Here is a 25,055-nt window from a genome sequence, read left to right as displayed (position 1 = left end):
GTTAGTGTGTCCCTTCATTCCCGAATGACAGACGGATAAAATGATACGCGCCGTTGTTCCACACTTGAAAATCATGGACCCCGTCCTTGATTAAGACGGGGTAATATGCATCGAGATAATCCCCACCAATATCCGTGAGCTGCTCCATCGATTTAACGTAGCAATCGATCGATACGCTGTCGGCATCTCCGCATGTCATATACAACAGCCTGAGTCTATGGCCATTTGATGCGATGCTCGCACCCAAAACCTTGCCATTGCTCGAAGTAGGCGCGTTTGAGAAAGCACCTACATAAGCGAACAGATCGGTCATGCCGCGCGCGGGAACCGTTTCGATAAGCCCGTTGCTCCATTCGCTTGTTTTTCCGGTAATAGCGGCAGAGTCGTATCGCAGGCCCCCAAGGATAAGATTCAATGCCTGCATCCCCCCCATGGATAAACCTGCGATTGCCCTGTGCATACGATTGTATTCGACTGCTTCAGGAGTTGTCTCTTCTACATTCGCATACGTCTTGAACTCCGATTCAATGAACGGGATCAAGTCGTATCGGAGCTCAAAATCAAAATAGTAGAACCCGAGCATATTGGTTCCTTCGGGATTGAAGGTACGATCCATCCAGTCATGAGAGCTTCTTCCATTTGGCATCACAACAATGACTGGATCAATATCACCATTCGCAATAAGATTATCCAACATATTGCATAAGATAGAATGTCCGCTTTCACTTCCGCTGCCATTTAACCACTCATATTGATCTCCCCCTACTCCGTGCAGCAAATACAACACCTTGTAACGGGTATCCACATCGCTATCGTCGTAGCCCGCAGGTAGATAGACGCTACAGCTTTTCGTAATCGCCTGTCCGCTAACTATAGGTCTTCCTGCTTCCCGAGAATCGATCTGCCGATCCGTCACCAACTGGCGCGATGGGTTTATATAGTTATTAACCGGATAAAAAATCTCTCGTACTATTCCTTGCTCCCCGCGCACAGCAGCCTTCATGTACGCAGTGGGAATTGTATTATTGTCTAAATTCTGCATCGTTCATCCTCGCTTCCTGTAGTTATAATTTGCGAAACACATATGGAGATAGTAATGTTGTATTTATAAGGAAACTGAAAGAGTGAGAGGATATGGTAGCAGCTTATGAACCCTATTCATTTCAATACTTCATATTTTAGCAATCAACTAATTTGTGTCTCTAGCGGCTACAAACCCCCAAATCTTCATAAGTGGGGACCGGGTGTACGTGATATTTATGCATTGCATTACATCATAAGTGGAATAGGCTTTTTGGAAACACGGCACACCGTTTTTCCTTTAAGTGCCGGTGAAAGCTTTATTATTTTTCCACATAACGAAGTCTATTATTATCCCGATCCGCAGGATCCGTGGGAGTACGTTTGGGTAGAGTTTAAAGGAAACGACACGATGCGCTTCTTGTCCATGACGGGACTTATACCCAATAAGCCTGTTACATGGAAATCCCCTACCAATCTGAAGCCCTTATATCATATCGTTGACAATGCAGATTCAAAACCGTTTGAAAAAATACGTTACGACTCCAAATTACGTCTGCTGCTGTCCTATTACATAGAGTATTATCCAGTCGAATCGATGACACGCCTAACCGATTATGTTGGGTTAACGAAAGAATATATTGAAAATAACTATTGGAGAACAACTCTAAAGGTATCGGAAATCGTGAAATTCGTTAAAGTCGAACGAAGTTATTTGTTCCGCTTATTCAAGAAATCCACTGGGATGCCTGTCTCAAGTTATTTGTCCGAATACCGGATCCAGCGCGCTTGCGAACTGCTGAAGACCTCTGACTTGTCCATAAAATCAATTGCCTACTCTGTAGGCTACAGAGATCAATTGCATTTCTCGAAAGTATTCAAAAAAGCAACAACCCATACTCCCTCGGAATATATGATGCTGTATGCCGCTTATGCTGGGCGCTAATGATTCCTTGATCAATTTGCCGACTATTTCACCAGCTTTGCCCGTACGATTAAACAATCATGGGCAGGTACTGTAGGAGCGAAGCGTTCTTTGAATACGCCGATCTCCTTATGCTCCCAGCAGTCATACAGCGACAATGATATTCTCTCTGCATATGGAAGCCCGATATCCCAGAACTGCAAGGACAGCTCTCTTTGACTGTCGCTCAGATTGAAAAAGCCTATGGCCAAATCGCCATTAGTCAGCACTTTCACCAGCATGAATATGTCGTCTGTATTGAACCACTGCGGCTCCGGCTTAATACGGTAAGCGCCACGCCCTTCTGGATCCTGATTGATCGCAATCAGCTCATGGTTCAACAAAATATCCCTCGTTGCTTGATTGGCGTTTCGTATATCGCAGCCAATCATGAGAGGTGAACCCATCATGCTCCATAGCGAATAATGGGTTTTGTACTGCGTGTCGCTGCAGCCGCCAGAATTACTGCCTATAAAACCGTCGTTGCTGCTGCCGTACATCCCAACAATCAGCATATCCATATCGTTGTGACAGTAAGAACCGGTATAGCTCTGTTTGTCCAGCTGCGATTTGGCTAGATTTTTAACGGAATCCCAATTGTCTTGTATATCGCCCGTTGATCGGTACATATGGGCGCCCGATTCGCGAATCCATTGATATACATTGTCGGCCCCCCAATTACAAGCGGAGAAAAGGATGTCTCTCCCGCAATTTTTCAGAGCAAGACTCATTCGTTTATACATCAACTCACCCGAAAGCTGTCGAGGCTTAAAGCAATAATCGTATTTGAGAAAATCAACGCCCCACTCCGCGAACAATCGCGCATCCTGAAATTCATGCTCAAAGCTGCCCGGATACCCGGCGCAAGTGTGGGTACCGACGCACGAATACATGCCAAACTTTAAGCCCTTCGCATGGATATAATCTGCAAGCGCTCTCATTCCGTTCGGAAATTTGGCTGGATCGGCCACCAGATTCCCATCCAAGTCGCGTTCCTTCAAGCTCCAGCAGTCATCGATCACGATATATTCGTATCCGGCTTCCTTGTAGCCTGCCGTAACAAAAAGATCGGCGATATCCCGAATCAATTGTTCATTGATATCCCATGTGAAAGTGTTCCATGAATTCCAACCCATTGCAGGCATCAGGCCAGTCTGCTTGTGATTATGCATAATAGTCATCCATCCTTCCTCAATTCCTATACTCTGCTTATCATTAAGACTATCTAATTGTTGTTTCCCTTTCTCATTACATCATACTTTAGCTTCTCCTTCCTATTGTTTGAAGTTGCTTTAGTATGGATAATTGTTGTTTCAAACTATGAAAAAACCTCCTGCAATTCAATATGCCTTTACGGAAAATCCATTTTTCAACGGGCCTGTGCCGCAAGGAAGCATGCTGCAAGAACAGATGCTAAATTTCCGGAAGCAAGTAGAACTTGCGTTTGCGCAAGAATCGAATCAACTGACTTCTGTTATGAAGCATAAGAAGATCCCGGTTCGTACAACAAAACGCGTCGAAAAGTGGTTTATCCTGCGGGATGCGTTCCGATTGATTGAACGGATGATTCGGCTCTTACGGGACACAGTCCTACCTTCGAATCATGTAGCACAACTCAATAAACTGCAAGAGATTCAAGTGGAACAACTCTCATTGCCGTTGGCGGGGTAAGAAACGCCGGACTCCTAATTGAAAAAAAGAGAAAATTACAACACAAGGGACACGTCTGTCCAAAATCAGGTTCTGGGATAGTAATCTATGCCACGTATAGTTACATTACGCAACATCGACCCTTTCATTCCCATTCTTGGAGTCTCGTTTGACCATTTATACTGTTGCTTTCAAGCTGAGAGGGTACTTTTTGAACAGGCTCTATAAAAAGAAAAAGAAGGTTTCGGCCACAGAGCCCAAGGAATATTCTTTAAAGATACTGAGAAGACCATAGACAGGCGGCTTCGTTCTGAGCGGCAGATAATATCTCAAAATATTATTATTCCGGCGTTGAAACTATTTCTCTATCCACTGCGAATATATAAATGGACAGACAAAAAGGAGGTGGTCCGGTTGGATGAGCTACGCCTAATAAAGAAAATCCAGCGAAACGGCGACCGCGCCGCCGCCGATGAACTGGTGCAATGCTACTATGACGAGATTTACGGCTTCGTGAGGAAACAAGTCTCAAATGCAGATATTGCCATTGAACTGACACAGGAGATATTTATCTCAATGCTCAGGACAATCGGGTTTTACGATATGAAGCGAGGTGCGGGATTCCGAACGTGGATGTACAGGATTGCCGCAAATAAGGTTGTTGATTGGTTCCGATCACGTGCCTACCACGCGATGACCAAAACAATATCGCTTGACGAGGTGGAGCCGATTGATGAAGCAGACTTCACTCGGCAATTTGAAGACAGGGATTTCACGAAGAGGATATGCGCTTTTTTGGGCGGTTTGCCTCCGGATACGCAGAAAATCTTCCGGCTTCACATATTCGGCGGGTACACGTTCTCTGAAATCGCAGGTATCGAAGGACTTCCCGAGGGAAGCGTGAAATCCAAGTATTACCGCCTTATCAACCTGATTAGAAAGGAGTTTGCTGATTATGGATAAGAAAACAAAGAATGCAAGCATTGAATATATCCTTTCGCAAGGCTTAGTCAAGCCGCAAACGGCGAGAGAACGGATTGCGGAAATGCTGCGCATCATAGGCTTCCGTTTTATATTTTGGGATACTGGGTATAGCTTGTTCTTCGCCGCCGTAACTCTCGCAGTTGTTCTCGTGCTATTCAGCTTTGCGCCTGATGATTACCGCTTCTCCGCGGCCATCGCCGTTGCCCCACTAGTTTTCCTATTGATAACCATGTTTGCCGAAACGTCGGAGCGGACATGTGGGCTATACGGACTAAAACAGACTTGCCGCTACACCATCCAGCAGATAACCGCTCTGCGGGTGATTTGCTACTCGGTCTTCGGCTTTGTGTTCACCACGGTTTTCGCGACAATCAGTACAGACAGCGGATATGAATTCCTCTCACTGTTTCCAATTTGCCTGTCCGCCCTGTTTCTCTGCGCTACCTTGAGTATATCCTTTATGCGTTTTCTTCACGGCAAATGGGTAAATGCGGTGTTCTCGGCGGGGTGGGTGTTCGTTAATATCGTAATCCCATTCTCGCTAGGGGAAAAATGGGAGACAATATTACGCGAAATGCCGATTGCTTTTTCGGTTGTGCTTGCCGTTCTCGGAGGGGTAGCACTTGCTTATCAAATCTCAAAAATGATGTCGGAGGTAAAAAAATATGCTATTGCTTAACAATTTGACTAAGAAATATGGAAATTTCACTGCTTTGGAGGATATCAACCTCGAATTCTCTGGCGGTGTCTACGCCTTGCTTGCCCCAAACGGCGCGGGCAAGACTACACTGATTAAAATGCTCACGACACTCATCTTCCCCACAAAGGGCGAAATCCTTTGGAACGGAGATGAAATCGTTGGGCTTGACGCTTCATACCGCGACATCATCGGCTATCTGCCGCAGGACTTCGGCTATTATAGGAATCACTCGCCAAGAGAGTTCTTGTTGTATATGTCAGCGTTAAAGTGTATCGATCGCGACAAAGCAAAGCGCAAGACCGACGAACTCATTGATCTTGTGGGCTTGTCGGACGTGCGAGATAAGAAGATGAAGAAGTTTTCAGGTGGTATGATTCAGCGCGTCGGAATCGCTCAGGCTATGCTGAACGATCCCAAAATCCTAATTCTCGACGAACCTACGGCAGGGCTTGACCCAAAAGAACGCGTCCGCTTCCGCAACCTTATCTCGTCACTATCCAAAGACCGAATTGTCATACTTTCGACGCATATTGTGTCGGACATTGAAACAATCGCAAGTAGGGTTATTATGTTCAAAAATCACAGATTGTTCACCAACGAGTCACCTGCGTCGATATGCAGGACGCTCAGGGGCAAGGTCTATGAAACGGACGATATTTCCGATATCAAATCGCCTTATCTAGTGCTCACAGAACACCAGGAGAACGGCAAAACTGTCACGCGTTTTGCGAGTGAGAGCGACTGCGGCGGTGTCGCGCGTAGTGTCAGCCCCAACCTTGAGGACGTGTTTCTATACATTTATCGAGATGAGGCAATGTGAGGTGAGCAATATGCTATTCGGGTACGAGCTAAAAAAACTTGTGTTTTCACCCGCGATGGTTGGAATCGTTGCCCTATGCATCGTTTTTAATGCTGTTATTGCGATAGTCGGCTACAACGATTATGGCTCGAATTACGAAGCAGAAGCTGTCAATATCTTTGAGGGATTTAAGACAAGCGAAATCGGGGAGATATATATAAGGAAATACAACATCACAGGTGAAAACGCCGAGAATATACGCAACAAGTATAAAAAACTACAACCTGTAATTGATGAGAAAGCCGCTAACGGCGATGCTTTGTCAACTTACTTCGGTGGACAGACTCATTACCGCCACAGTCTGTTGTTTAAGATCATGTTTATGGCAATTATTGCGGAAAGCTGTTTGCTAGCGTTATTTGCCGCGCTTATATCGGTAACCTACGAAAACTTGAGAGGGACCGAACATATTATCTGCGCTTCAAAAATCGGAAGACGGGTACTCAGGACAAAACTGAGTGCCTCGCTGATGGCGGTAGTAGCCATGACTGTCGTAATTCTTGGAGTGAGTTTGTGCATTTTTTTTCTCAGATTCAATTTTTCGGATGTGTGGAATGATAACGTATCAAGTATGTTTAACTACGCTGTGAATGAATACGGCAAGCCTTTCATCACATGGCACAGCTTCACTGTTGAGGGGTATCTTTGGGCAACAATCGGAGTAACCTTTGGTATTGCAGTTTGCTTTTGCCTGTTAGGATATGCAGCTGGGGTATTTGTTCGTAACGGATACGGAGCATTTATCGCCGCTGCGTCGGTAGTCGGCGTCACATTTCTTGCTAAGCCCCTTTTTCCAATCGGCTCGGTTTCACGGGGCATTTGGACCCTTACTCCCGTTTGGTTATGGAAAAATAATGTAGCATGGTTCACCGACGGCGGAGCGGAAATTATATGGGCGAACTTTGAGAGCGTTGGGCTTTTCGTTTCTCTTGCTGTGCTTTCCATCGCCGCATTCATTTCCACTAAAATATTTAAAAAGAGGGAGCTATTATGAGAATCTTTGTATATGAACTCAAGAAGCTATGGAATTGGCGCATTCTTGCGCTTATTACTGCAATTGCTACGTTGATGTGGTTCGCATTTTTGAGCGAAGCACTGCGCTCATATGATAGTCTAACCACCCATGGTATTTACGGTTCCTATCAGAATGAGATGTTTGCACTTTACGGCGATACGCTTGAACCGGGTGAATTGGCCGACTATGATATCCCAGGTAAAAAGGTTGCCCTTATTTCTAAAATGGATGAAATTATCTCAAACGAGACGATTTTTACCGAAAACAATATCTACAGCTACGCTGAATATGAGGAATTTGCCGATAACGGCTACTCCAGCGACCTAAACGAGGAGGAAAAGGAAATCTTCAATGATACCATTTCCACAATGCAGAGCAAGCTGGATTTTGGCAATAGCGCACAAACCTTGGATGAATGGTACGCCTCGCCACTGATTAGGCTACAGACGCTCAAGGCGCTCGAACGCACATATGTCGACTATGAGGATTCTCTTCGCAGCTATATAGACAATGATTCCCGCCCCGTGGTGGTCCGCACCGCTGAGAAATTACTGCAAATGCGCAATGCAAACTTGATCCGCGAAGACCTTCATATGGGATTTTCGCTTTATACCGCTGTTGTTGGGGTGTTTACTGTAGTTGCCGTAATCATTCTCATTGCACCCTTGCTGACAACCGACCGCATGCGGAAGTTAAACCTAATGCAGTATTCGTCAACTATTGGTCGCAGGATTTTTAGACTTCAATTTGCCGCAACTATTGTAAGCACACTCGCTTTATCTATCTTTTTGATTGCCGCAGCATATATTCCGTTCCTTGCATCGGGTGCAGGGAATTATTGGGACGCGGATATCATGTCGCTTGCTGGTATGGGGATGCAGCTTTATAATATTACCTTCGGGCAGTACGCTCTCATACTCGCGGGAATGATACTTGCACTAAGTGTCGGCACGGCGTGTTTCGCATTTATACTTGCGAGGTTCAGTGCGAATATTGTGATGATGCTGATTAAGGCCGTTCCGGTCGGTGCTGCGATTACGGGAATAGCCGTACTTTCAGTCAACATGGCACTATCGGATAATAACATCGTTTTCAATACTATCTTCCATGGTAGATTTGACGCGCCTGAGGTTGTCGTATGTGGTTTCGTTGCCGTTGTCGGAATGATTGTGGCGATAGTTATATCGATACGGGAGAAGCGTGTTGATGTGGCTTAAGGCACAGGACAAAAGTCTTTGCACACAGCACTTATGTAAGGTAACAGATTCGCAGGGATTACCCTAAAGGTTGATCTTCCATAACGCTTGTACAAAAAAAGCCGGATTTCCTTAGCGTACGGAATTTCCGGCTTGTTTGATTTAATTTCCGCTTAGCGTACGTTTTTCGCGTTTTGTTGGCGGGACCCCTATCTGAGGTGGAGAAGGCCATCCAGCCGAACACGAGGGCACTGTTCATAGAGACTCCTACGAATCCTCTGCTAAAAGTGACAGATATCGAGGCTGCTGCCAGACTGGCGCATGCACATCAGCTGCTCCTGATCGTCGATAATACATTCAGCACACCTTATCTGCAAACGCCGCTGGCCTTGGGTGCGGATATTACGGTGCATTCTGCAACCAAGTATCTTGGTGGACATAGCGATGTAGTTGCTGGTCTAGCTGTAGTGAATACGATGGAGCTTGGGGAGAAGCTGCATTTTGTGCAAAATGCAACCGGCGGCGTACTCGCTCCTCATGATTCGTGGCTGCTTATTAGAGGGATGAAGACACTTGGGCTGCGGATGGAGGCACATGAGAAGAATGCCAGAGATGAAAATAGCATTCTCAACTAGAGGCTGAATGCTGAGCTTCAAGATTTGGCAATCAAGCAGCGTGTCATCCAAATCATATTGAACCGATATCCGATTGAAATAACGCACCTTCTGGATCGTAATGTAATGGCGGATATTATCCAGCTCTTCCCGAATGGTCACAAGCCGATCTTCCGTCTTCGCAGAATAACGAAGCAAGGAAATGAGAGCTTCCGTCATCTCGACAATCTTATCTGAACGCTGCATGGATGCAATCCATTTGACGGAGTTCAGCGTGTTATACAGGAAGTGAGGATTAATTTGCGCTTGCAGCGCGCGAATTTCCGCCTCTGTTTTTTCCTGCTGCTCCTGATAAATCCGCTCGACGAGCTGCTTCAGCTCGGTGGACATATGCTCGAAGCGGATGGCAAGCAATCCGATTTCGTCATTCGACTTGACCGCAGGCAAGTTCTCGAATTTCCCTTGTTCGACCAGCGTCATGTTGCTCATAAGCCGCTTAATCGGCCTCGTAATGAGATTAGAAAAGTAAAATGAACTGATGAAGGCGAAAATAACAAGCACAATAACAATAAACAATAAATTACGTTTCAAAATGTTGCCTTCGACGGCAAACTCATCGACTGGCATATAAAGATAAGTTGCCCAATCATGCTCCTCGAACGCGGAACGGATAAGAATATAATCCTTACCCTCTACACGGACTATCTGCCTGTCCGTCATCTGTCGGAGCTTCTCCGCTTCGATGGGGAACACTTCGTTAAATGGCTTACCGAGCATCTCGTACTTGCTGTTAAAAATAACGTTGTCGTTTGCGTCTACGACCGTAAAGGCCGACCGGCTGCTTTCCTGCAGACGCTTATTCAGCTTATTGATGAAATTAATGTCGATGCTGATAACGATAATACCCAACAGCTTGCCATCATCCATATCGAAAATTTTACGGGCATTGTATATTGACCAATTGTGCTCGCCTTTCGTCTGCCGATCTAACAGCGTCGGAACGTCTACAGTTATGGCATCCGATTCGAGAAATTCTCTGAACCATTTCTCATTGCCAGGATAATAAGTATAATCAATCGGCTTATTGGAACTGACGTATAAATCTTTTCCGCCGTTCAAATTGTATATATAAATCGAGAAGGCCCTATCTTTCATCGTGATATAGTTCATTAACAACTGCGTTGCCTGATCTTCATTGTTTTTCGAAGGGTTGTGCAGATAGTTCTGCATCGGATAGTTTTCTTGCGAAATAGCCGACACATAGCTGTTGATTCCATAGCTTGAAATAAGAGAGATTTGCTGCGTATCCGCCAAAAACTCCTCGATGCGAATATTCGACTGCCGCGAGACATCCACGAGAAGATCAGTATACTTTCGTTCAAGCAGCTGCTGCGAGGAAAAATACGAATTGATGAACATTATAGATATTGGAACGAGAATGAGCAGCAGGTAAAACACAATCATTTTCACCTTGATTGGAATCATTCGATACTGTTTCACTTGCCCACCACCGCTCATCAAATCTCGTTGTACACTCAAATGCATCTTTCATTATAGCAGTAGGCCTTTAAATGGGCTATGTTTTGGTTATTGAGATCCCATAACTGTTCTGAGCTAGGAATAGAAACACATATCGTATCTGCAGGCGGAATTGTAGAGGATGGGAACGGAAATATCCTTTTAGTAAAAGCTCATGATGATGGCTGGGTATATCCTGGTGGAATTACTGAAGTTGGTGAAAATTTGATTGACGGTGTGATTCGTGAAATCAAAGAGGAAAGTGGAATAGATGCGATCGTAAGCCATTTGATTAACATTGTTTCAAGTACAGGGTTACATAAGTGGTATGATGGAGTAACTGATGTCCCGACGAAGGTTATGTTTGATTTCGTGTGTAAAGCTGAGGCAGGAGAGTTAACTACCTCTGATGAAACAAGCGACTGTCGTTGGGTTCCAAAGGAGAGGGTCTTGGAATTCATTACTCTACCAGCTATTCGAATTCGCTATGAGGGTTATTTGAATTTTAACGGCTCGGTGAATTATATTGAATATATTACTCCGTCAACAAAAGAATGTAGTGTCAAAGTTCATAGGCATGTTTAATTGCCCAATGCTCTCAAGTCCTTCTTCCACAAGCGGGAGGGCATTACCGGTTAATATCGAACCTAAAAAGCAGTGCAAGGAGATATCCCTGCACTGCTTTTTCTTTTTCCCCAAAGGTAAATAGCCAGACCGCAACGGAGCGGACGAATGATTCTGGAGAAGCGATAGCGCTCGCCTTTGTTTCCGGATGACACCCTCTGCTTATTATTCAGGTCATCCGGAAACAACAGCGATCGTAAGAACATTCGTCTGTGTAGTTCCATGTCTGTGTAGTTCCATGTCTGTGTACTTTCCATGTCTGTGTACTTTCCATGTCTGCGCAGTTGCCGTCTTAAGCTATGAACTCGCCGAAGCTGCTCAATATGATGACCTCTATGGCGGGATATGCTGCTTTTATTGCTCGCGTAAGCTCCTCGCCGTCCATGATGGGCATCACGATATCCGTTAGCACGATATGGGGACGAGTCCGCTCAATGATTCCGAGTGCTTCCATTCCGTTCGAGGCTTCACCTACAATTACAAAGCCCTCCTGCTCCCAATTCACATAATGCTTAATCCCCTGCCTAATCAGTATCTCATCGTCGACGATCAGTACTCTACATAGCTCACTCGCTGCCATCGTACCCCTCCTACATACTGATGATGTTAACGCTTACAATAATATTTATGTCTGCTATTCGATAATCTGCTCGTTATGCTGGTAAGCTCTTAAACAAAAAAACACAATCAATCCTAGCGCAAGCATCCGCTAAGGAATCATTGTGGTTCACCTTTTCTCCGACCAGCTATTAACTAACCCAATAGTAGCATTATTTGTGTGAATTGAATACTTTTTTGTTTGAGTTTCTCGGCCAATACGGCGGCATTCCTTTTATTTGTTCCTCCTAAAGGCGTATACTTAAGAAGATAGATACAAGGAGGTACATAACGAATGAGCTACGAAACCTATTTTGAACAACGAAGAGAACAGCAGCTTGACGAACTGAAGCAGTTTCTGTCCATCCCGAGTATCTCGGCTTTATCTGCCCACAAGAAGGATATGAATGCAGCGGCGGAATGGTTGGCAGATTTACTGAAGAAGGCTGGTCTTGAGCAAATAGAGATTCATCCAACAAGCGGACATCCAATCGTCTATGCTGAGCACATTCATGCGCCAGGCAAACCTACGGTTCTCATCTACGGCCACTACGATGTTCAGCCAGTCGATCCGCTTAACCTGTGGGAAACTCCGCCGTTCGAGCCTGCCATTCGCGATGGCAAGCTGTACGCACGTGGTGCAACGGATGACAAAGGCCAGCTGTTCCTGCATATCAAGGCCATTGAAGCTCTGCTCCAGCAGGACAATGAGCTGCCGGTCAACGTAAAGCTATGCATTGAAGGCGAAGAAGAGATATCAAGCCCTAACCTGCCGGCATTCATGCAAGCCAATGATGATAAGCTTGCAGCTAACGTAGTCTTAATCTCGGATACTTCACTGCTCGAGAAAGGCAAACCAGCGATTTCTACAGGACTTCGCGGCCTATGCTCGCTTGAGGTTGCTCTAACTACTGCGAACACGGATCTGCATTCAGGCTCCTTCGGAGGCGGCGTGCCGAACGCGCTTCATGCCCTGGTTGCTCTCTTGACTTCACTTCATGACAATGAAGGACGTGTGTCAGTGGAAGGCTTCTATGAAGGCGTGCCTGAGCTGTCTCCGCAGATGCGCGAAGAATTCGCCAAGCAGAACTTCAATGAGGAGCAATTGAGAAACAATCTTGGACTTGATGCGCTGTATGGAGAAGCAGGCTACTCCTTCGTTGAGAGAACAGGTGCTAGGCCGACTCTTGAGCTGAATGGTGTATATGGAGGCTTCCAAGGCGAAGGCACCAAGACTGTCATTCCAAAAGAAGCACATGCCAAGATTACCTGCCGCCTCGTCGGGGATCAGGATCCACAATTTGTTTTGGATCGTATTACTGAACATCTGAACGCTCATGTACAACCAGGAGCAAAGCTTCTTATTATACCAGGTGAGAAGGCAAGAGCGTTCAACATGGACCCTTCTAATCCCATGCTGCAGACAGCAGCCGATGCCTATGAGCATGTATATGGCACTCGCGCGCTGTTCACGAAGGATGGCGGCTCCATCCCTATCGTCGAGACATTCTCACGTGTATTAGGAGCACCAGTTGTGATGATGGGCTTCGGACTGCCGGATGAGAACCTGCATGCGCCGAATGAGCATTTCAATCTAGAGAACTTCGATAAAGGGCTGCTTACAATCGTCGATTTCTTGAAACGTCTGTAACAGCATTTAATAAACAAACAGGCAGATGGACTGCAGCCGCCACATAGCGGCCAGTCCCCATCTGCCTGTTTCTTTTTATTACGGCGTGCAGCCTTCTCTACGTTACTTGGCACCCTTAACTGTTGCTAATGGCTTGCATTTGGCCACAACCTCAGCTAATCCGGCACCAACTACACTCTCTATAATCTGATCCACATCTTTATAAGCCTGTGGCGACTCATCCAGAATGGATTCAAGTGAACGCTGATTGACCACAATCTCATCCTCCTCGCCAACTCGCATAGCAGATGAGAATTCGTCGATGGTCACCAATCTTTTCGTTGCGCTGCGTGATCTGATGCGGCCTGCTCCGTGGCAGATTGAATAATAATTCGCTTGCCCCCCCGGCGAGCCTACCATAATATACGACGCGGTTCCCATTGAGCCCGGAATGAGTGCAGGATGCCCGGTTGCAAGATAAGGCTCAGGGTTATCCGGATGACCAGCAGGAAGAGCTCTCGTTGCACCTTTACGATGGACAAAATAAGACTTCTCCTCATGCTCCTCCTCCCAAGCGTAATTGTGCATAAGATCATAGAGTGTCCTCATCTCAAATTTCGAGCCGAACACATCCTTCCCTGCCTCCCTAATGGCATAGGCGATCAGATGACGGTTCACAACCGCATAGTTTAATGCTGAATACATCAAATCTACGTACGTTTGAGCGAGCGGATGGGCAAGCGGTGCATACAGCAGCTTCGGATCAGCTGTGCCTACACCCTCGTTGCGCATCAGCTTGGCTAGGTCACTGCTGGAGTACTGACTTACTGAGCCTCCCCACGACCGCGAGCCGGAGTGAATCATGATGACGACTTGGCCTTCGAACATTCCCCACGCCTCTGCCGTCTCCCTATTCTGCTCTGGAATTTCAATTGCCTGAATCTCGGCAAAATGGTTCCCTCCGCCCAGCGTACCGAGCTGTCGATGCGACCTATGCCATACTTGCTCAGGGAAGCGATTCAGCGCATTCTCGTCGAAGGTGAATTTGCTGCGCTCCACATGCGTAAGAGAGGTAGATTTACGCGGAGTATAGCCATCCGGAATGTACTTCTTCGGTAGACCATGCAGTCCTTTACGGACTACGTTCTCCAGACGTATATCTGAGAAATGACCGCGAGCATGATCCTCCACTGGCAAATACTTCTCAATCGTTTTGACCAGCTTTTTGCGCAGCTTCACATCCTTAAGCTCATCCTTATGCAGATTCGTCAGATGCACCCTCATGCCGCAGCCAATATCACTGCCGACAATAGAGGGCGACACATAACCATCCTCAGCTCGCCATACGGCAGTCGTACCGATACATGTTCCGATTCCTACATGGACATCTGGTGTGTAGCTCATATACACCAGATTCGGTATTTGCAGATTGTTGTTAGCCATGTCCAGCACCTTGTAATCGAGCCCCTCGTACAGCTCTGGGCTGGCATATACATGGACCGTCCCTGCAGGCAGCTCTACCTGCCGATAATAGTTGTTTGGTTTAGTATTCATATACGTATAATCCTTCTTTCAATGGTTGAATCCGGCCCTCGTTCTGGTATATGCCAAAAAAAGCCATAGACGAGTATCGTCCATGGCTTTCGGTTAACCTTGTATAATCAATGCTTCGTACTCTTCATACAGCTAGCTAAATCATGCAGGCTCCGCCGAGACCGGTGTAATGGACTTGCTTAGTCTCCAAGAATCTGGTATTCAATTGTGTGAATAACGAATTAGCAGCGAACATGTACATCGGCCTCCCTTCAAGTTATTTCAATCATCATAAATCCGCTCCCAGCATTTGTCAACCCATATTATAGAAGCTTGCTTCCAGCTATACACATGTCTATAGCAAAAAGCCGTGGACTGCTCGAGCGTCCACGGCTATCTATAGTTCAGCTTCTGTTATCTATTCGAATGCCGGTATAGCAATATCACCATAGTTATCTTCGAAGAACTTCTTCACTTCAAGGCCTGTCATACGCTCAGCAAGCTTCTGAATAGCCTCGGAATCTGCATTGTCTTTCCTTGCAACTAGCGTAATGACGAAGTCGGATTCACTGCCTTCCTTAATGAGCGCATCTTTCTTCGGCGTTAGACCTAGCGGCTTCGCATAGGCCGGAGTCATCGCAACCAGATCAACGTCATCGATAACGCGAGCCAGCATCAGCAGATCGACTTCCTGGAACTTCAGATTTTTCTTGTTCTCAACAATGTCAGCCTGTGTTGCCGCAATACCGACCCCATCCTTAAGCTTAATTAAGCCATTGTTCTCGAACATCACGAGCGAGCGTCCTATATTCGATGGATCATTAGCAATCGCAATCATTGCTCCATCTGGCACTTCCTCGATTGTCTTGTATTTCTTCGAGTATGCGCCATACACTGCGTTATAAATAGCCTTAACGCCAACAAGCTCACTGCCGTTGCTCTCATTATATTGATTCATATAAGGAACATGCTGGAAAAAGTTAGCGTCAACTTCTTTATTGGCAAGCGCATTGTTCGGCTGTACATTGTCAGATAGGACGACGATTTCAAGATTAATACCATCTTCCTTCAGCAATGGCTTCACGAGCTCCAGCACTTCACTCATTGGAGGAATAAGAGTCGCAACCTTAATCGTTACCTCCTGCTTCTCCTCCTGCGGTACCTCTTCCTTCGTTGCATTCTGACCGCAGCCCACAACTACAATCATCATTACAGCTATCAATATCAAAACCCATTTTTGTTTCACGTTCGTTAATTCCCCCCGTACCTGATGTCGATAATATTAAATAACATGAGAAATAGCATACCACATATACCCATCAGGCTAAAGTGTCTAAATCTGGAGCCCCCTATTTCAATCATGGTATAATAGTGAGCAATAGGCATCCAAATAGACAATTAATGCCGATGTGAAGCTTGAAGGAGGAAACCCTATTGTCAGCCAAGGAAATGGATCGCCTGAAGGAGCTTTTACCACAGTGGGTAGAAGAGAGTCGGCAATGCTCGAAACACGGGAAGGTAGCTTCCTATATTCCGGAGCTGTCCCGAGCACCGAAGGAAGCGCTTGGCATTCATGTAGTGGATGCAACGGGCAGCTTCATCTCTGCAGGAGATTGCGGCCTTACTTTTACCATGCAAAGTATATCCAAAGTATTCACGCTCATTCTCGCATTAATGGACAATGGCGAGGACATCGTATTCGATAAAGTAGGGATGGAGCCTACAGGAGACAACTTCAACTCCATGCTGAAGCTTGAGCTTGTGCAGCCCGGGATTCCGTTCAACCCGCTTATTAACGCTGGCGCGATTGCAATTTCCTCTTTAATACACGGAAGCACACCGCAGGAGCAGTCATCTAGAATACTGTCATTCTTCCGCGCTTTGTCCAATAATGATTCGCTTGGCTATGATCTTGATGTGTACCAATCCGAATCAGAGACCGCGAATCTGAATCGTTCGATGGGCTACTTCTTGAAGGATAACGGTGTGCTGAAGGGCAGCGTCGAAGAGGTTCTAGACGTATATTTCCGTCATTGCTCTATTCAAGTTACCTGTGCAGACCTCGCCAGGATGGCCTTGGTACTGGCTCATAACGGAACAGACCCGATTACAGGAGCTTCCCTCATTCCGCGCCGGTATGTCCAGATTGCCAAAACCTTCATGGTTACCTGCGGCATGTACAATGCTTCAGGCGAATTCGCTATTCAAGTGGGATTGCCAGCGAAGAGTGGTGTGTCTGGTGGAATACTGACTATGCTGCCTGGACAATATGGGATAGGTCTTGTAGGCCCTGCCTTGAATCCCAAGGGCAACAGCATTGCAGGAGTCCATCTTCTAGAAACCATCTCTCATGAATGTGATTGGAGTTTATTCTAACATTAGCATTAAATATGGAAATTCCGTGGAACTGCACGTATAATGAACAACAGAACATCTACCGCCTTTAGGAGGACAATAATGTGAATGACAACAATATGGGATCGAACTACAACTATTCATCCCCTTATCCGCCTTATCCCCCATATCCACCGACACCAGCTAAGACGAATGGCAAAGCAATTGCTGCTCTAGTACTAGGGATTTGTTCGATTGTACTCCCTTATATCGGTTTTATTATTGGGATAGTCGCTATTATTATGGCCGCCATCAGCTTGAAGGAAGTTGCGAAGAAACAGGAGCAGGGAAAAGGGCTCGCGATCGCTGGACTAGTATGCGGCATTGTCGGCACTGCTATCTATGCGATTATCATCTTAATTGTCGTGATTGCATTAGTAAGCTTCGGTACAGCAACGGACAACTACTATTATGACGTTGCATCCAGCCTGTTAAGTACGATTCCAGTATAACAATGACAAAAGTCCCGCAAATCGCTATGCAAGCGATCATTGCGGGACTTTTTATATGAATACTTAGTGCTCACGCATGAAATCTTCCAGATCCTTGTCTGCCTTAGACTGGTTGCACATATTACATGCGCATACGCAGTTGTCGGGAGTTGTATGTCCACCCTTCGCCCTTGGCAGCATATGATCGATTGTATCGCCATATTGCTTGCAGAAATAGCAGGTATAATTGTCACGAGTTAATATATGCTTGCGGAAATCCTTGTTGCTGAACAGACGGCGGATCGTATGGCGATTAACAACGACAGCTGCCCGTTCCTTCACCAGCGTAACAGCCAGCTCCATATCAATCTCTTGATACCATCTGCGGCCCTTGTCTGTCTTGCCTCTCATCCAGATCGTCCCTTGCCTCGTCTGCCGCAGGAAGGTGTAATCAGTTGGTGAATGATTCGACGGCGTAGGGCGCGGCTTCACTGGACGAGCAGGCGGTTTCGTGCGAGGACGCCTTGGCTCGGCAGCAGGAGCAGCCGCTTGGGCAGCTGCCTGTACGGGCTCTGGAGCCGGTAGCAGCACATTAGCTTGTGCAATCGGTGCCTGTGCTTGTACATGTGCATGTGAATGCGCATGAGCAGCTGCGTGTACTTTACTATTCGATTTGCGGCATGTCCGGCAGGCTCCGCGCCTGGATTGCGGACCTGAACGGCGTCCCGTTCTTCGCAGAAACTCCGTGACAGGCCTCGGCTCACGGCAGTGTGCGCATTGCTTATAGGTTGGTTGCTCATTATCAGCCATCGGAAGTTCCGGGCAGTCACTAGTGCTGACCCACCCGCTATTTGTCACCTCAAGTTTTCTACTATTATAGCATTAATTGGAACCCATTGGGATGCTACAGCTTCATCCGGTAGATTGGTTTATTCTCTAGCCCACGAATATAAGGTGTCCATTGCTCTGATTCTGGAGTTGTGCTAAGCGCATCCTCGACCATTTGCAGTTTGGCATCCATAGCATCAATATGATGCAGCGCGACTGCTTCAGCCGTCTGAGGCTGAACGGGACTTCCCCACTCCCCTAGATTATGATGAGATAGCACCATGTGCTGCAGTCCGAGAATTTTCTCCGATTGCAGATCCAGATCACAGCGGATGGCAGCCTCGGTAATCCAAGTAGAAGCAAGCGAAATATGCCCCATCAGCTTGCCCTGCAGGCTGTAGTCAGATACGATCCCAAGCTGTGAGATCATTTCTTCTGGCTTCGCGATATCATGCAGAATAATGCCTGCCTTGATGAAATCAGCATTCAAGAATGGTCTTTGCTTGCAGATGAAATCGCCAATCTCCAGCATCCTTACAATATGATAGGCAAGGCCTGCGAAGTAAGCATGGTGATGGGTTTTGGCAGCTGGATAATGACTCAGCTTATCCTCTACCTTCGTTACGCAATACGTTACAATCCTGCGGATATCCTCGTCGGCAATACTATCCTTAGCTTGATTAATCGTATGAATGAGATCAATAGGTGCAATCGGTGCGGAGCGAATGAAATCGGTTAGCTCGACGCCATCCTCCTCGGTTACTTTTCGAAGACGGGAAATTTTGATCTGCAGCTTTTCGCGGTACATATGCACGTTGCCCTGTACTTTGACAAGTCCCATCTGGAAAAAGGTTTCTTTGTCCGTGGAAGATACGTCCCAGTACTTCGCTGACATCTGTCCGCTGGAATCACACAGAACGATGTCGAAATAATCCTTCGGATTCGTTCCATTCGTCTGCTTGACTTCAAGCTCTTTCAACAAATAGTAGCCGGTGAAATCATCTTGATTGGCTAATTGTTTAATTAATGTCATTGTCGTTCCTCTTTCTTACTGCATAATACTTTCATTATACAATGGAAATGCTCCTAAAGGGGCAATAGAAAGCAAAAACCCCTGACAGCGAACTGTCAGGGGCATGTAGCGTTACATGAAGCTATTTAAGTTGGATAGTCTCCTGATCGGAGCCGTCATTTCCATTATCCTTGTGAGCTTCTACGAAGCTGTGAGCCTCATAGGCGATAGCAGCAGCTTCTCCGCGATTCACGATCTCCTGAGGATTAAATTTTCCTTCACTGTCTAGAGAGAGCAGTCTGTACAGCAGTGCACGCTGAATCGTGCCTTGATACGAAGCTGTAATGGCTTCTTCATCTGCTATTACTACGTACATTTTGATCAGCGGATACTGACCAGTCGTCTCTAGCGCCTGCACCACATAGTGAGTGAATTCCTCACGGGTAAGCGGCTTCTGAGGGTCAATATCAGCAGGAATATCGAGGCCATTATGATGTGCAATTACGAAGCTCTCCGCGTACCACGCATCATTGTCCACATTCGTATAGAAACCGTCGGCTGTCGGAGCTTGATTGAAACTAATAGCGGCAAGGCTGAGTTGCAGCGTTTGGACGATGAGCGATATACCTTGAGCAGCTGTTAAGCTTTCTTCCGGTTGATATTCCGTAGAAGTCACCCCTTTAACTATACCCAGCTGATGCAGCGCTTCGATCTGAACCTTGCTCTGTACGTTAGCAATGTCCTTGAATGGAGCAGCGGCGAATGCCTGTCCCATCATTGAAGCGGATAAGAGTAATGCAGCCGATAAAGCTACCGTTTTTTTGTGTTTAGTCATTTGTATTGCCTCCTTAATCCTCTATGCTGTGTTTAAGCGCGCGCTCAACAGATTGGACGGACCTGTGTTGGAAAATGTTGCACGAGGTTGAAAAAAACCAATTTGTCCTCATCCAGTCGTTGTGATCGACTAGAATGGGCTTTTTCTTCCTAATTCATGGAAAATATATACTAACAAAAGGGTCATTGGATCATAATAAGAAGGAATGGCCAAGGATCGATCTCTTTTCAAGATAAGAATGATACATAATCGTTATTTAAGTTATAGGGTGTCTTTATACTATAATGGTTATATATGAAAGTTCTTTTTTCCGTCCATGAACTTCAAAATCCGAAGGCGGAGGTATCTGTTGATGTCATCTGGCAACGAGCATACGCAAGATCCTTGGGTTTCTTATTATGGGCCCAACCTTGGTTACGTCCAAGAGCAGTATGAATTGTATAAGCAAGACCCTGAATCCGTAATTTCTGAATATCGCGAGCTGTTCGCTCGCCATGGTGAACCGCCTCAATATGCTAAACAAGACACAACAGTCGTTCTGCAGTCGTCCGCAGGCGCTACCCAACCTATTGATGCTAAAGTTCTTCAAAACCTCGTAGCGGCTGGGAAGCTCGTATGGAATATACGCGCATTCGGCCATTTAGCTGCGAATATCGATCCACTTAATCTCGGCCCTAAGGCCAGCACCAGAATGCTCCAGCCCGAAACCTACAAATTAACACAAGCCGATTTGGCTGCCCTGCCTGCAGAGCTGGTATGGACACACGCACCTGCTGACGTATCGAATGGCTATGAAGCGATCGAGAAGCTGCGCAAGGCGTATACAGGCACAATCGCTTTTGAATTCAGTCACGTACACAATGAAGAAGAACGAGCTTGGCTGAAGCAGCGTGTAGAGAAAGAAATGCCTTCGGCATCACTTGATCTGCAAGAGCGCAAGAAGCTGTTGACCAAGCTATTCGAAGCCGAGCAATTCGAGGATTTCCTGCAACGGACCTTCGTTGGTCAGAAGCGCTTCTCCGTCGAAGGCAATGATGTGCTAGTCGCACTTGTTGACGAGATGGTGCATGAGCTCTCCAATGATGGCGTTAGCCATATCCTGATGGGGATGGCGCATCGTGGACGTCTGAACATTCTTGCTCACGTTCTGGGCAAGCCATACAGCAAGATCTTCTCTGAATTCCATCATTCTCCTAATAAAAAGCTTATTCCGTCCGAAGGCTCCATCGGCATTAACTACGGCTGGACCGGAGACGTCAAATATCACCTTGGTGCGAATCGCTCAATTAAGACGGGTGAAACCGTTGAGACTCGTATCACACTTGCGAACAACCCAAGTCACTTGGAGTTCGTCAATCCAGTTGTTGAGGGCTTCACTCGCGCAGCTCAGGAAGATCGCAGCAAGCCGGGTTACCCGCAGCAGAATCTGGATTATGCAGCATCGATTATTATGCACGGTGATGCAGCCTTCCCTGGTGAAGGAATCGTAGCAGAGACGCTTAACATCGCCCAATTGAAAGGGTACTCGCATGGTGGAACATTACACATCATCGTTAATAACCGGATTGGCTTTACGACTGAGAGTCATGATTCCCGCTCGACGCATTATGCGAGTGATGTTGCCAAAGGCTATGAAATCCCTATTGTCCACGTTAACGCTGACGATCCAGAAGCGGTTATCGCCGCAGCACGGATGGCAAGTGAGTATCGCACGTTGTTCAAGAAGGACTTCTTGATCGACTTGATCGGCTACCGTAAATACGGTCATAATGAAACAGATGATCCAGAAACAACCCAACCGCTTATCTATAGAAAAGTGAAGGCTCATTCAACAGTAAGCAAGATCTACACTGACAAGCTTATTGCTGAGGGCATTCTCTCCTCTGCTGATGCGGAAGGCTTGAAGCAGGAAGTCATCGACCGTTTGAAGGCTGCTTATGATGAAGTGAAGCAGCGTGACGGCCAAGAGCCTGTTCATCAGACACAAGGCATGCAGGCTGATGTAGAATTCGGTAAAGAAGTGAAGGCTGTCCCTGTGGAGACGCTGCGCACGATTAACAGCAATCTGCTTCGCTGGCCAGATAACTTCACTGTATATCCGAAGCTTGGGCGTATATTAGAGCGCCGTGCTACTGCGCTGAACGATGGAGAGAAGCTGGATTGGGGACATGCAGAGACACTTGCATTCGCTACCATTCTTGCTGATGGCAAGCCGATCCGTCTCAGCGGGCAGGATGTGGAGCGTGCAACCTTCGCGCACCGTAATCTCGTGCTGCATGATTCAGAGACTGGCGCTACATTCTCACCACTACATCAATTGCCAGAAGCCAAAGCGTCGTTCGCGATTCACAACAGCCCACTGTCCGAAGCAGCTGTACTTGGCTTCGAATACGGCTATAACGTTCACGCACCTGAGACCCTCGTGATCTGGGAAGCTCAGTATGGGGACTTCACGAACGTTGCACAGGTTCTCATCGATCAATTCATTTCCGCAGGCCGCTCGAAGTGGCAGCAGAAATCCAGCTTGATCATGTTGCTTCCACATGGTTATGAAGGCCAAGGACCTGAGCATTCAAGTGCACGTCTGGAGCGGTTCCTGCAATTATCCGGTGAAGAGAACTGGACCGTTGCTAATCTCTCCAGTGCCGCACAGTACTATCATATTCTGCGTCGCCAAGCTTCCATTACGGAGAGCGAAGCTGCTCGTCCACTCATTATTATGGCGCCTAAGAGCTTGATTCGTAATCCACGCGTGGCATCAACAGTTGCTGAGCTGAGCGAAGGCTCCTTCAAGCTTGTTGTTGAGCAGCCTGGACTCGGAGCACGCCCTGACCGTGTAGAACGTCTTATTCTATGCTCCGGCAAGATCGCGATTGATCTTGAAGAGGCAGTCGAGAAGGATACGAATAAAGACAAGGATTGGCTGCACATTGCACGTATTGAACAGCTATATCCGTTCCCTGCCAAAGAGATCGCAGCCATTATTGAGAAGCTGCCTAACCTCAAAGAAATTGTATGGGTTCAGGAAGAACCGCAAAACATGGGAGCTTGGAGCTACATGGAGCCACGTATCCGCAAGGTTGCGCCAGAAGGCGCAAGCGTCAGCTACATTGGTCGTCCAGAGCGCTCCAGTACAGCAAGCGGCTTCCAGCAGGTTCACAGCTTCGAGCAGCAGCACATCATTTTGCAAACATTGAAACATAGTCCGTCATTGACATATAACACAGGGAGGTAGCCTACGTGCAACAGATTATAGTACCGGCAATGGGAGAATCAATTACAGAAGGCACAATTTCCAAATGGGTTATTAAAGTAGGAGATTCCGTTAAGCAAGGCGACGTTCTTCTCGAGCTAGAAACGGATAAAGTTAATATTGAGATTAGCGCTGAGAGCGATGGCGTCCTTCAAGAAATTACTCGCAATGAGGGCGACAACGTCCAAATTGGTGAAGTTATCGGTACGATTGGAGCAGGCAGCGGTGCTGCTCCTGCCCAGGCTCCGGCTCCAGCAGCTGAACCAGCCAAAGCTGCCGAAGCAGCTCCTGCACCAGTAGCAGTAGCAGCACCAGCCGCTTCGGCTGCAGACAGCAAAGGAGGCCAAATCTCGGCTTCCCCTGCTGCAAGAAAGCTGGCAAGAGAGAAAGGCATCGATCTATCTGAGGCTCAATCCTCCCTTAGCCGTGTAAGCTCTGATGCTGTTCGTACTGCCGGCCAACAGCCAGCTCCTGCAGCTCCAGCTGCTAAGCCAGCTCAGCCTGCTTTTACATCGAACAAGCCTTATGAGCGTAAGAAAATGACACGTCGCCGGGCGACAATTGCTAACCGCCTTGTAGAAGCACAAAGAACAGCAGCTATGCTTACTACCTTCAATGAAGTCGATATGACTGCCATTATGGATATTCGTAAACGCCGTAAGCAATCATTCTTAGATAAACACGAGGTTGGTCTTGGCTTCATGTCCTTCTTCACGAAAGCCGTTGTTGGCGCACTGAAGGAATTCCCGCTGCTCAACGCAGAAATCGATGGAGAAGATATTATTGCTAAGCAATATTACGATATCGGTATTGCCGTATCAGCCAAAGAAGGTCTTGTCGTGCCAGTCGTACGTGATGCTGATCGCCTGAGCTTCGCTGAGATTGAACGCCAAATCGTTGACCTTGCAGGCAAAGCACGTACCAACTCGCTTGGCCTTGCTGATCTATCGGGTGGAACATTTACTATTACGAATGGCGGTACATTCGGGTCACTCTTGTCAACGCCAATTCTGAACGCACCACAGGTTGGTATTCTGGGTATGCACAAAATCCAGCTTCGCCCAGTTGCTATTGATGCTGAACGTTCAGAGAACCGTCCAATGATGTACATCGCTCTCTCCTACGATCACCGTATTGTTGACGGCTCGGAAGCTGTTCGCTTCCTTGTGAAGGTCAAAGCGATGCTCGAAGATCCAGAGACGCTTCTGCTTGAAGGCTAATCATTCCCTATATGTAACGAAGAAGAGTGGCTCCCTTGGGGCCAATGTCATTAAGTTAAGATGAAGGACCAAATAACTATGTAAAAGAGCAGGTTATCGAAAGATAGCCTGCTCTTTTTTTGCGTGAAAAAGATTAAAAGAACTTGACAAGCAGTTGAAAATGTGTGGCGAAGCCCCT

General features: G+C 46.8%; 20 protein-coding genes and 3 pseudogenes. 14 read left to right on the top strand and 9 right to left on the bottom strand.

The features are described 5' to 3' along the window. Position 1: 1 nt before the first annotated feature. Positions 2-1,042, bottom strand: coding sequence for an alpha/beta hydrolase (locus tag AC6ESP_RS23395; protein WP_497099148.1), 1,041 nt, complete (start codon positions 1,040-1,042; stop codon positions 2-4). 105 nt (positions 1,043-1,147) lie between these two features. Between AC6ESP_RS23395 and AC6ESP_RS23390 the strand changes: the two genes are divergently transcribed. Then, positions 1,148-1,966 carry an AraC family transcriptional regulator gene (locus AC6ESP_RS23390; RefSeq protein ID WP_497099147.1) on the top strand — a complete coding sequence of 273 codons (819 nt, stop codon included), beginning with the start codon at positions 1,148-1,150 and terminating at the stop codon, positions 1,964-1,966. A 23-nt stretch (positions 1,967-1,989) separates the two neighbouring features. Here the strand turns inward: AC6ESP_RS23390 and AC6ESP_RS23385 are convergent, their stop codons facing one another. Then, positions 1,990-3,165 (bottom strand): glycoside hydrolase family 27 protein, encoded by a 1,176-nt coding sequence (locus tag AC6ESP_RS23385; protein ID WP_497099146.1) that lies wholly within the window; start codon positions 3,163-3,165, stop codon positions 1,990-1,992. A gap of 139 nt (positions 3,166-3,304) precedes the next feature. Here AC6ESP_RS23385 and AC6ESP_RS23380 point away from each other — a divergent pair, with 139 nt between their 5' ends. The 7 genes and pseudogenes from AC6ESP_RS23380 to AC6ESP_RS23350 form a co-directional block, all read left to right on the top strand. Continuing rightward, entirely contained in the window at positions 3,305-3,655 is a 351-nt protein-coding gene (locus tag AC6ESP_RS23380; RefSeq protein ID WP_497099145.1) for a hypothetical protein, read from the top strand. A 393-nt stretch (positions 3,656-4,048) separates the two neighbouring features. Then, complete coding sequence (locus AC6ESP_RS23375; protein ID WP_497099144.1) at positions 4,049-4,597, top strand: RNA polymerase sigma factor; 549 nt, start codon at positions 4,049-4,051, stop codon at positions 4,595-4,597. Continuing rightward, positions 4,590-5,297 carry a hypothetical protein gene (locus AC6ESP_RS23370; RefSeq protein ID WP_497099143.1) on the top strand — a complete coding sequence of 236 codons (708 nt, stop codon included), beginning with the start codon at positions 4,590-4,592 and terminating at the stop codon, positions 5,295-5,297. The genes AC6ESP_RS23375 and AC6ESP_RS23370 overlap by 8 nt, the downstream gene beginning before the upstream one ends. Next, the gene (locus AC6ESP_RS23365; protein ID WP_497099142.1) at positions 5,284-6,138 is read left to right on the top strand and encodes an ABC transporter ATP-binding protein; all 855 of its coding nucleotides are present in this window, start codon (positions 5,284-5,286) and stop codon (positions 6,136-6,138) included. The genes AC6ESP_RS23370 and AC6ESP_RS23365 overlap by 14 nt, the downstream gene beginning before the upstream one ends. A gap of 1 nt (position 6,139) precedes the next feature. Then, complete coding sequence (locus tag AC6ESP_RS23360; RefSeq protein WP_497099141.1) at positions 6,140-7,171, top strand: hypothetical protein; 1,032 nt, start codon at positions 6,140-6,142, stop codon at positions 7,169-7,171. Further along, positions 7,168-8,409 carry a hypothetical protein gene (locus AC6ESP_RS23355; protein ID WP_497099140.1) on the top strand — a complete coding sequence of 414 codons (1,242 nt, stop codon included), beginning with the start codon at positions 7,168-7,170 and terminating at the stop codon, positions 8,407-8,409. Before AC6ESP_RS23360 ends, AC6ESP_RS23355 begins: the two co-directional genes overlap by 4 nt. 203 nt (positions 8,410-8,612) lie before the next feature. After that, positions 8,613-9,002 (top strand): annotated as a pseudogene (locus tag AC6ESP_RS23350) (PLP-dependent transferase); the annotation flags it as partial. A 102-nt stretch (positions 9,003-9,104) separates the two neighbouring features. Here AC6ESP_RS23350 and AC6ESP_RS23345 read toward each other — a convergent pair. Continuing rightward, a pseudogene (locus AC6ESP_RS23345) lies at positions 9,105-10,421 on the bottom strand (cache domain-containing sensor histidine kinase); the annotation flags it as partial. A 159-nt stretch (positions 10,422-10,580) separates the two neighbouring features. Here AC6ESP_RS23345 and AC6ESP_RS23340 point away from each other — a divergent pair. Continuing rightward, on the top strand, positions 10,581-11,105 hold the full coding sequence (locus AC6ESP_RS23340; RefSeq protein ID WP_497099139.1) for an NUDIX hydrolase: 525 nt from the start codon (positions 10,581-10,583) through the stop codon (positions 11,103-11,105). 340 nt (positions 11,106-11,445) lie between these two features. On the opposite strand, the pseudogene AC6ESP_RS23335 reads toward AC6ESP_RS23340, so the two are convergent. Beyond that, positions 11,446-11,724, bottom strand: a pseudogene (locus AC6ESP_RS23335) (response regulator); the annotation flags it as partial. 312 nt (positions 11,725-12,036) lie between these two features. On the opposite strand from AC6ESP_RS23335, the gene AC6ESP_RS23330 reads away from it, so the two are divergent. Beyond that, complete coding sequence (locus AC6ESP_RS23330) at positions 12,037-13,392, top strand: dipeptidase (RefSeq protein ID WP_497099138.1); 1,356 nt, start codon at positions 12,037-12,039, stop codon at positions 13,390-13,392. A 102-nt stretch (positions 13,393-13,494) separates the two neighbouring features. Here AC6ESP_RS23330 and AC6ESP_RS23325 read toward each other — a convergent pair whose 3' ends face one another. Both AC6ESP_RS23325 and AC6ESP_RS23320 read right to left on the bottom strand, forming a co-directional pair. Continuing rightward, complete coding sequence (locus AC6ESP_RS23325) at positions 13,495-14,925, bottom strand: RtcB family protein (protein WP_497099137.1); 1,431 nt, start codon at positions 14,923-14,925, stop codon at positions 13,495-13,497. Positions 14,926-15,322: 397 nt separating this feature from the next. Beyond that, positions 15,323-16,114 (bottom strand): MetQ/NlpA family ABC transporter substrate-binding protein, encoded by a 792-nt coding sequence (locus AC6ESP_RS23320; protein WP_497099195.1) that lies wholly within the window; start codon positions 16,112-16,114, stop codon positions 15,323-15,325. 239 nt (positions 16,115-16,353) lie between these two features. On the opposite strand from AC6ESP_RS23320, the gene glsA reads away from it, so the two are divergent. Beyond that, positions 16,354-17,280, top strand: coding sequence for a glutaminase A (glsA, locus tag AC6ESP_RS23315; RefSeq protein WP_497099194.1), 927 nt, complete (start codon positions 16,354-16,356; stop codon positions 17,278-17,280). A gap of 98 nt (positions 17,281-17,378) precedes the next feature. After that, entirely contained in the window at positions 17,379-17,750 is a 372-nt protein-coding gene (locus AC6ESP_RS23310) for a DUF4190 domain-containing protein (RefSeq protein ID WP_497099193.1), read from the top strand. 63 nt (positions 17,751-17,813) lie between these two features. Here the strand turns inward: AC6ESP_RS23310 and AC6ESP_RS23305 are convergent, their stop codons facing one another. The 3 genes from AC6ESP_RS23305 to AC6ESP_RS23295 form a co-directional block, all read right to left on the bottom strand. After that, positions 17,814-18,539, bottom strand: a complete 726-nt coding sequence (locus AC6ESP_RS23305; protein WP_497099136.1) for an HNH endonuclease — start codon at positions 18,537-18,539, stop codon at positions 17,814-17,816. 94 nt (positions 18,540-18,633) lie between these two features. Continuing rightward, positions 18,634-19,590: a 3'-5' exoribonuclease YhaM family protein gene (locus AC6ESP_RS23300; protein ID WP_497099135.1), complete on the bottom strand. Its 957-nt coding sequence runs from the start codon at positions 19,588-19,590 to the stop codon at positions 18,634-18,636. 121 nt (positions 19,591-19,711) lie between these two features. Then, positions 19,712-20,404, bottom strand: a complete 693-nt coding sequence (locus AC6ESP_RS23295) for an S-layer homology domain-containing protein (protein WP_497099134.1) — start codon at positions 20,402-20,404, stop codon at positions 19,712-19,714. A gap of 352 nt (positions 20,405-20,756) precedes the next feature. On the opposite strand from AC6ESP_RS23295, the gene AC6ESP_RS23290 reads away from it, so the two are divergent. After that, positions 20,757-23,639 carry a 2-oxoglutarate dehydrogenase E1 component gene (locus AC6ESP_RS23290; RefSeq protein WP_497099133.1) on the top strand — a complete coding sequence of 961 codons (2,883 nt, stop codon included), beginning with the start codon at positions 20,757-20,759 and terminating at the stop codon, positions 23,637-23,639. Positions 23,640-23,644: 5 nt separating this feature from the next. Continuing rightward, positions 23,645-24,877 carry a 2-oxoglutarate dehydrogenase complex dihydrolipoyllysine-residue succinyltransferase gene (gene odhB / locus AC6ESP_RS23285; protein ID WP_497099132.1) on the top strand — a complete coding sequence of 411 codons (1,233 nt, stop codon included), beginning with the start codon at positions 23,645-23,647 and terminating at the stop codon, positions 24,875-24,877. Positions 24,878-25,055 lie beyond the last annotated feature (178 nt).

The organism is Paenibacillus xinjiangensis, assembly GCF_059686975.1.
The sequence above is the reverse complement of the archived record's forward strand: the minus strand, read 5'-3'. Positions and strand labels throughout refer to the sequence as shown.

Excerpts from the sequence above, each read along its gene's own strand:
- AC6ESP_RS23395 (WP_497099148.1), bottom strand. The coding sequence starts at position 1,042 with ATGCAGAATTTAGACAATAATACAATTCCCACTGCGTACATGAAGGCT.
- AC6ESP_RS23390 (WP_497099147.1), top strand. The coding sequence starts at position 1,148 with ATGAACCCTATTCATTTCAATACTTCATATTTTAGCAATCAACTAATT.
- AC6ESP_RS23385 (WP_497099146.1), bottom strand. The coding sequence starts at position 3,165 with ATGACTATTATGCATAATCACAAGCAGACTGGCCTGATGCCTGCAATG.
- AC6ESP_RS23380 (WP_497099145.1), top strand. The coding sequence starts at position 3,305 with ATGAAAAAACCTCCTGCAATTCAATATGCCTTTACGGAAAATCCATTT.
- AC6ESP_RS23370 (WP_497099143.1), top strand. The coding sequence starts at position 4,590 with ATGGATAAGAAAACAAAGAATGCAAGCATTGAATATATCCTTTCGCAA.
- AC6ESP_RS23365 (WP_497099142.1), top strand. The coding sequence starts at position 5,284 with ATGCTATTGCTTAACAATTTGACTAAGAAATATGGAAATTTCACTGCT.
- AC6ESP_RS23355 (WP_497099140.1), top strand. The coding sequence starts at position 7,168 with ATGAGAATCTTTGTATATGAACTCAAGAAGCTATGGAATTGGCGCATT.
- AC6ESP_RS23340 (WP_497099139.1), top strand. The coding sequence starts at position 10,581 with ATGTTTTGGTTATTGAGATCCCATAACTGTTCTGAGCTAGGAATAGAA.
- AC6ESP_RS23330 (WP_497099138.1), top strand. The coding sequence starts at position 12,037 with ATGAGCTACGAAACCTATTTTGAACAACGAAGAGAACAGCAGCTTGAC.
- AC6ESP_RS23325 (WP_497099137.1), bottom strand. The coding sequence starts at position 14,925 with ATGAATACTAAACCAAACAACTATTATCGGCAGGTAGAGCTGCCTGCA.
- AC6ESP_RS23320 (WP_497099195.1), bottom strand. The coding sequence starts at position 16,114 with ATGATGATTGTAGTTGTGGGCTGCGGTCAGAATGCAACGAAGGAAGAG.
- glsA (WP_497099194.1), top strand. The coding sequence starts at position 16,354 with ATGGATCGCCTGAAGGAGCTTTTACCACAGTGGGTAGAAGAGAGTCGG.
- AC6ESP_RS23310 (WP_497099193.1), top strand. The coding sequence starts at position 17,379 with ATGGGATCGAACTACAACTATTCATCCCCTTATCCGCCTTATCCCCCA.
- AC6ESP_RS23305 (WP_497099136.1), bottom strand. The coding sequence starts at position 18,539 with ATGGCTGATAATGAGCAACCAACCTATAAGCAATGCGCACACTGCCGT.
- AC6ESP_RS23300 (WP_497099135.1), bottom strand. The coding sequence starts at position 19,590 with ATGACATTAATTAAACAATTAGCCAATCAAGATGATTTCACCGGCTAC.
- AC6ESP_RS23295 (WP_497099134.1), bottom strand. The coding sequence starts at position 20,404 with ATGACTAAACACAAAAAAACGGTAGCTTTATCGGCTGCATTACTCTTA.
- AC6ESP_RS23290 (WP_497099133.1), top strand. The coding sequence starts at position 20,757 with ATGTCATCTGGCAACGAGCATACGCAAGATCCTTGGGTTTCTTATTAT.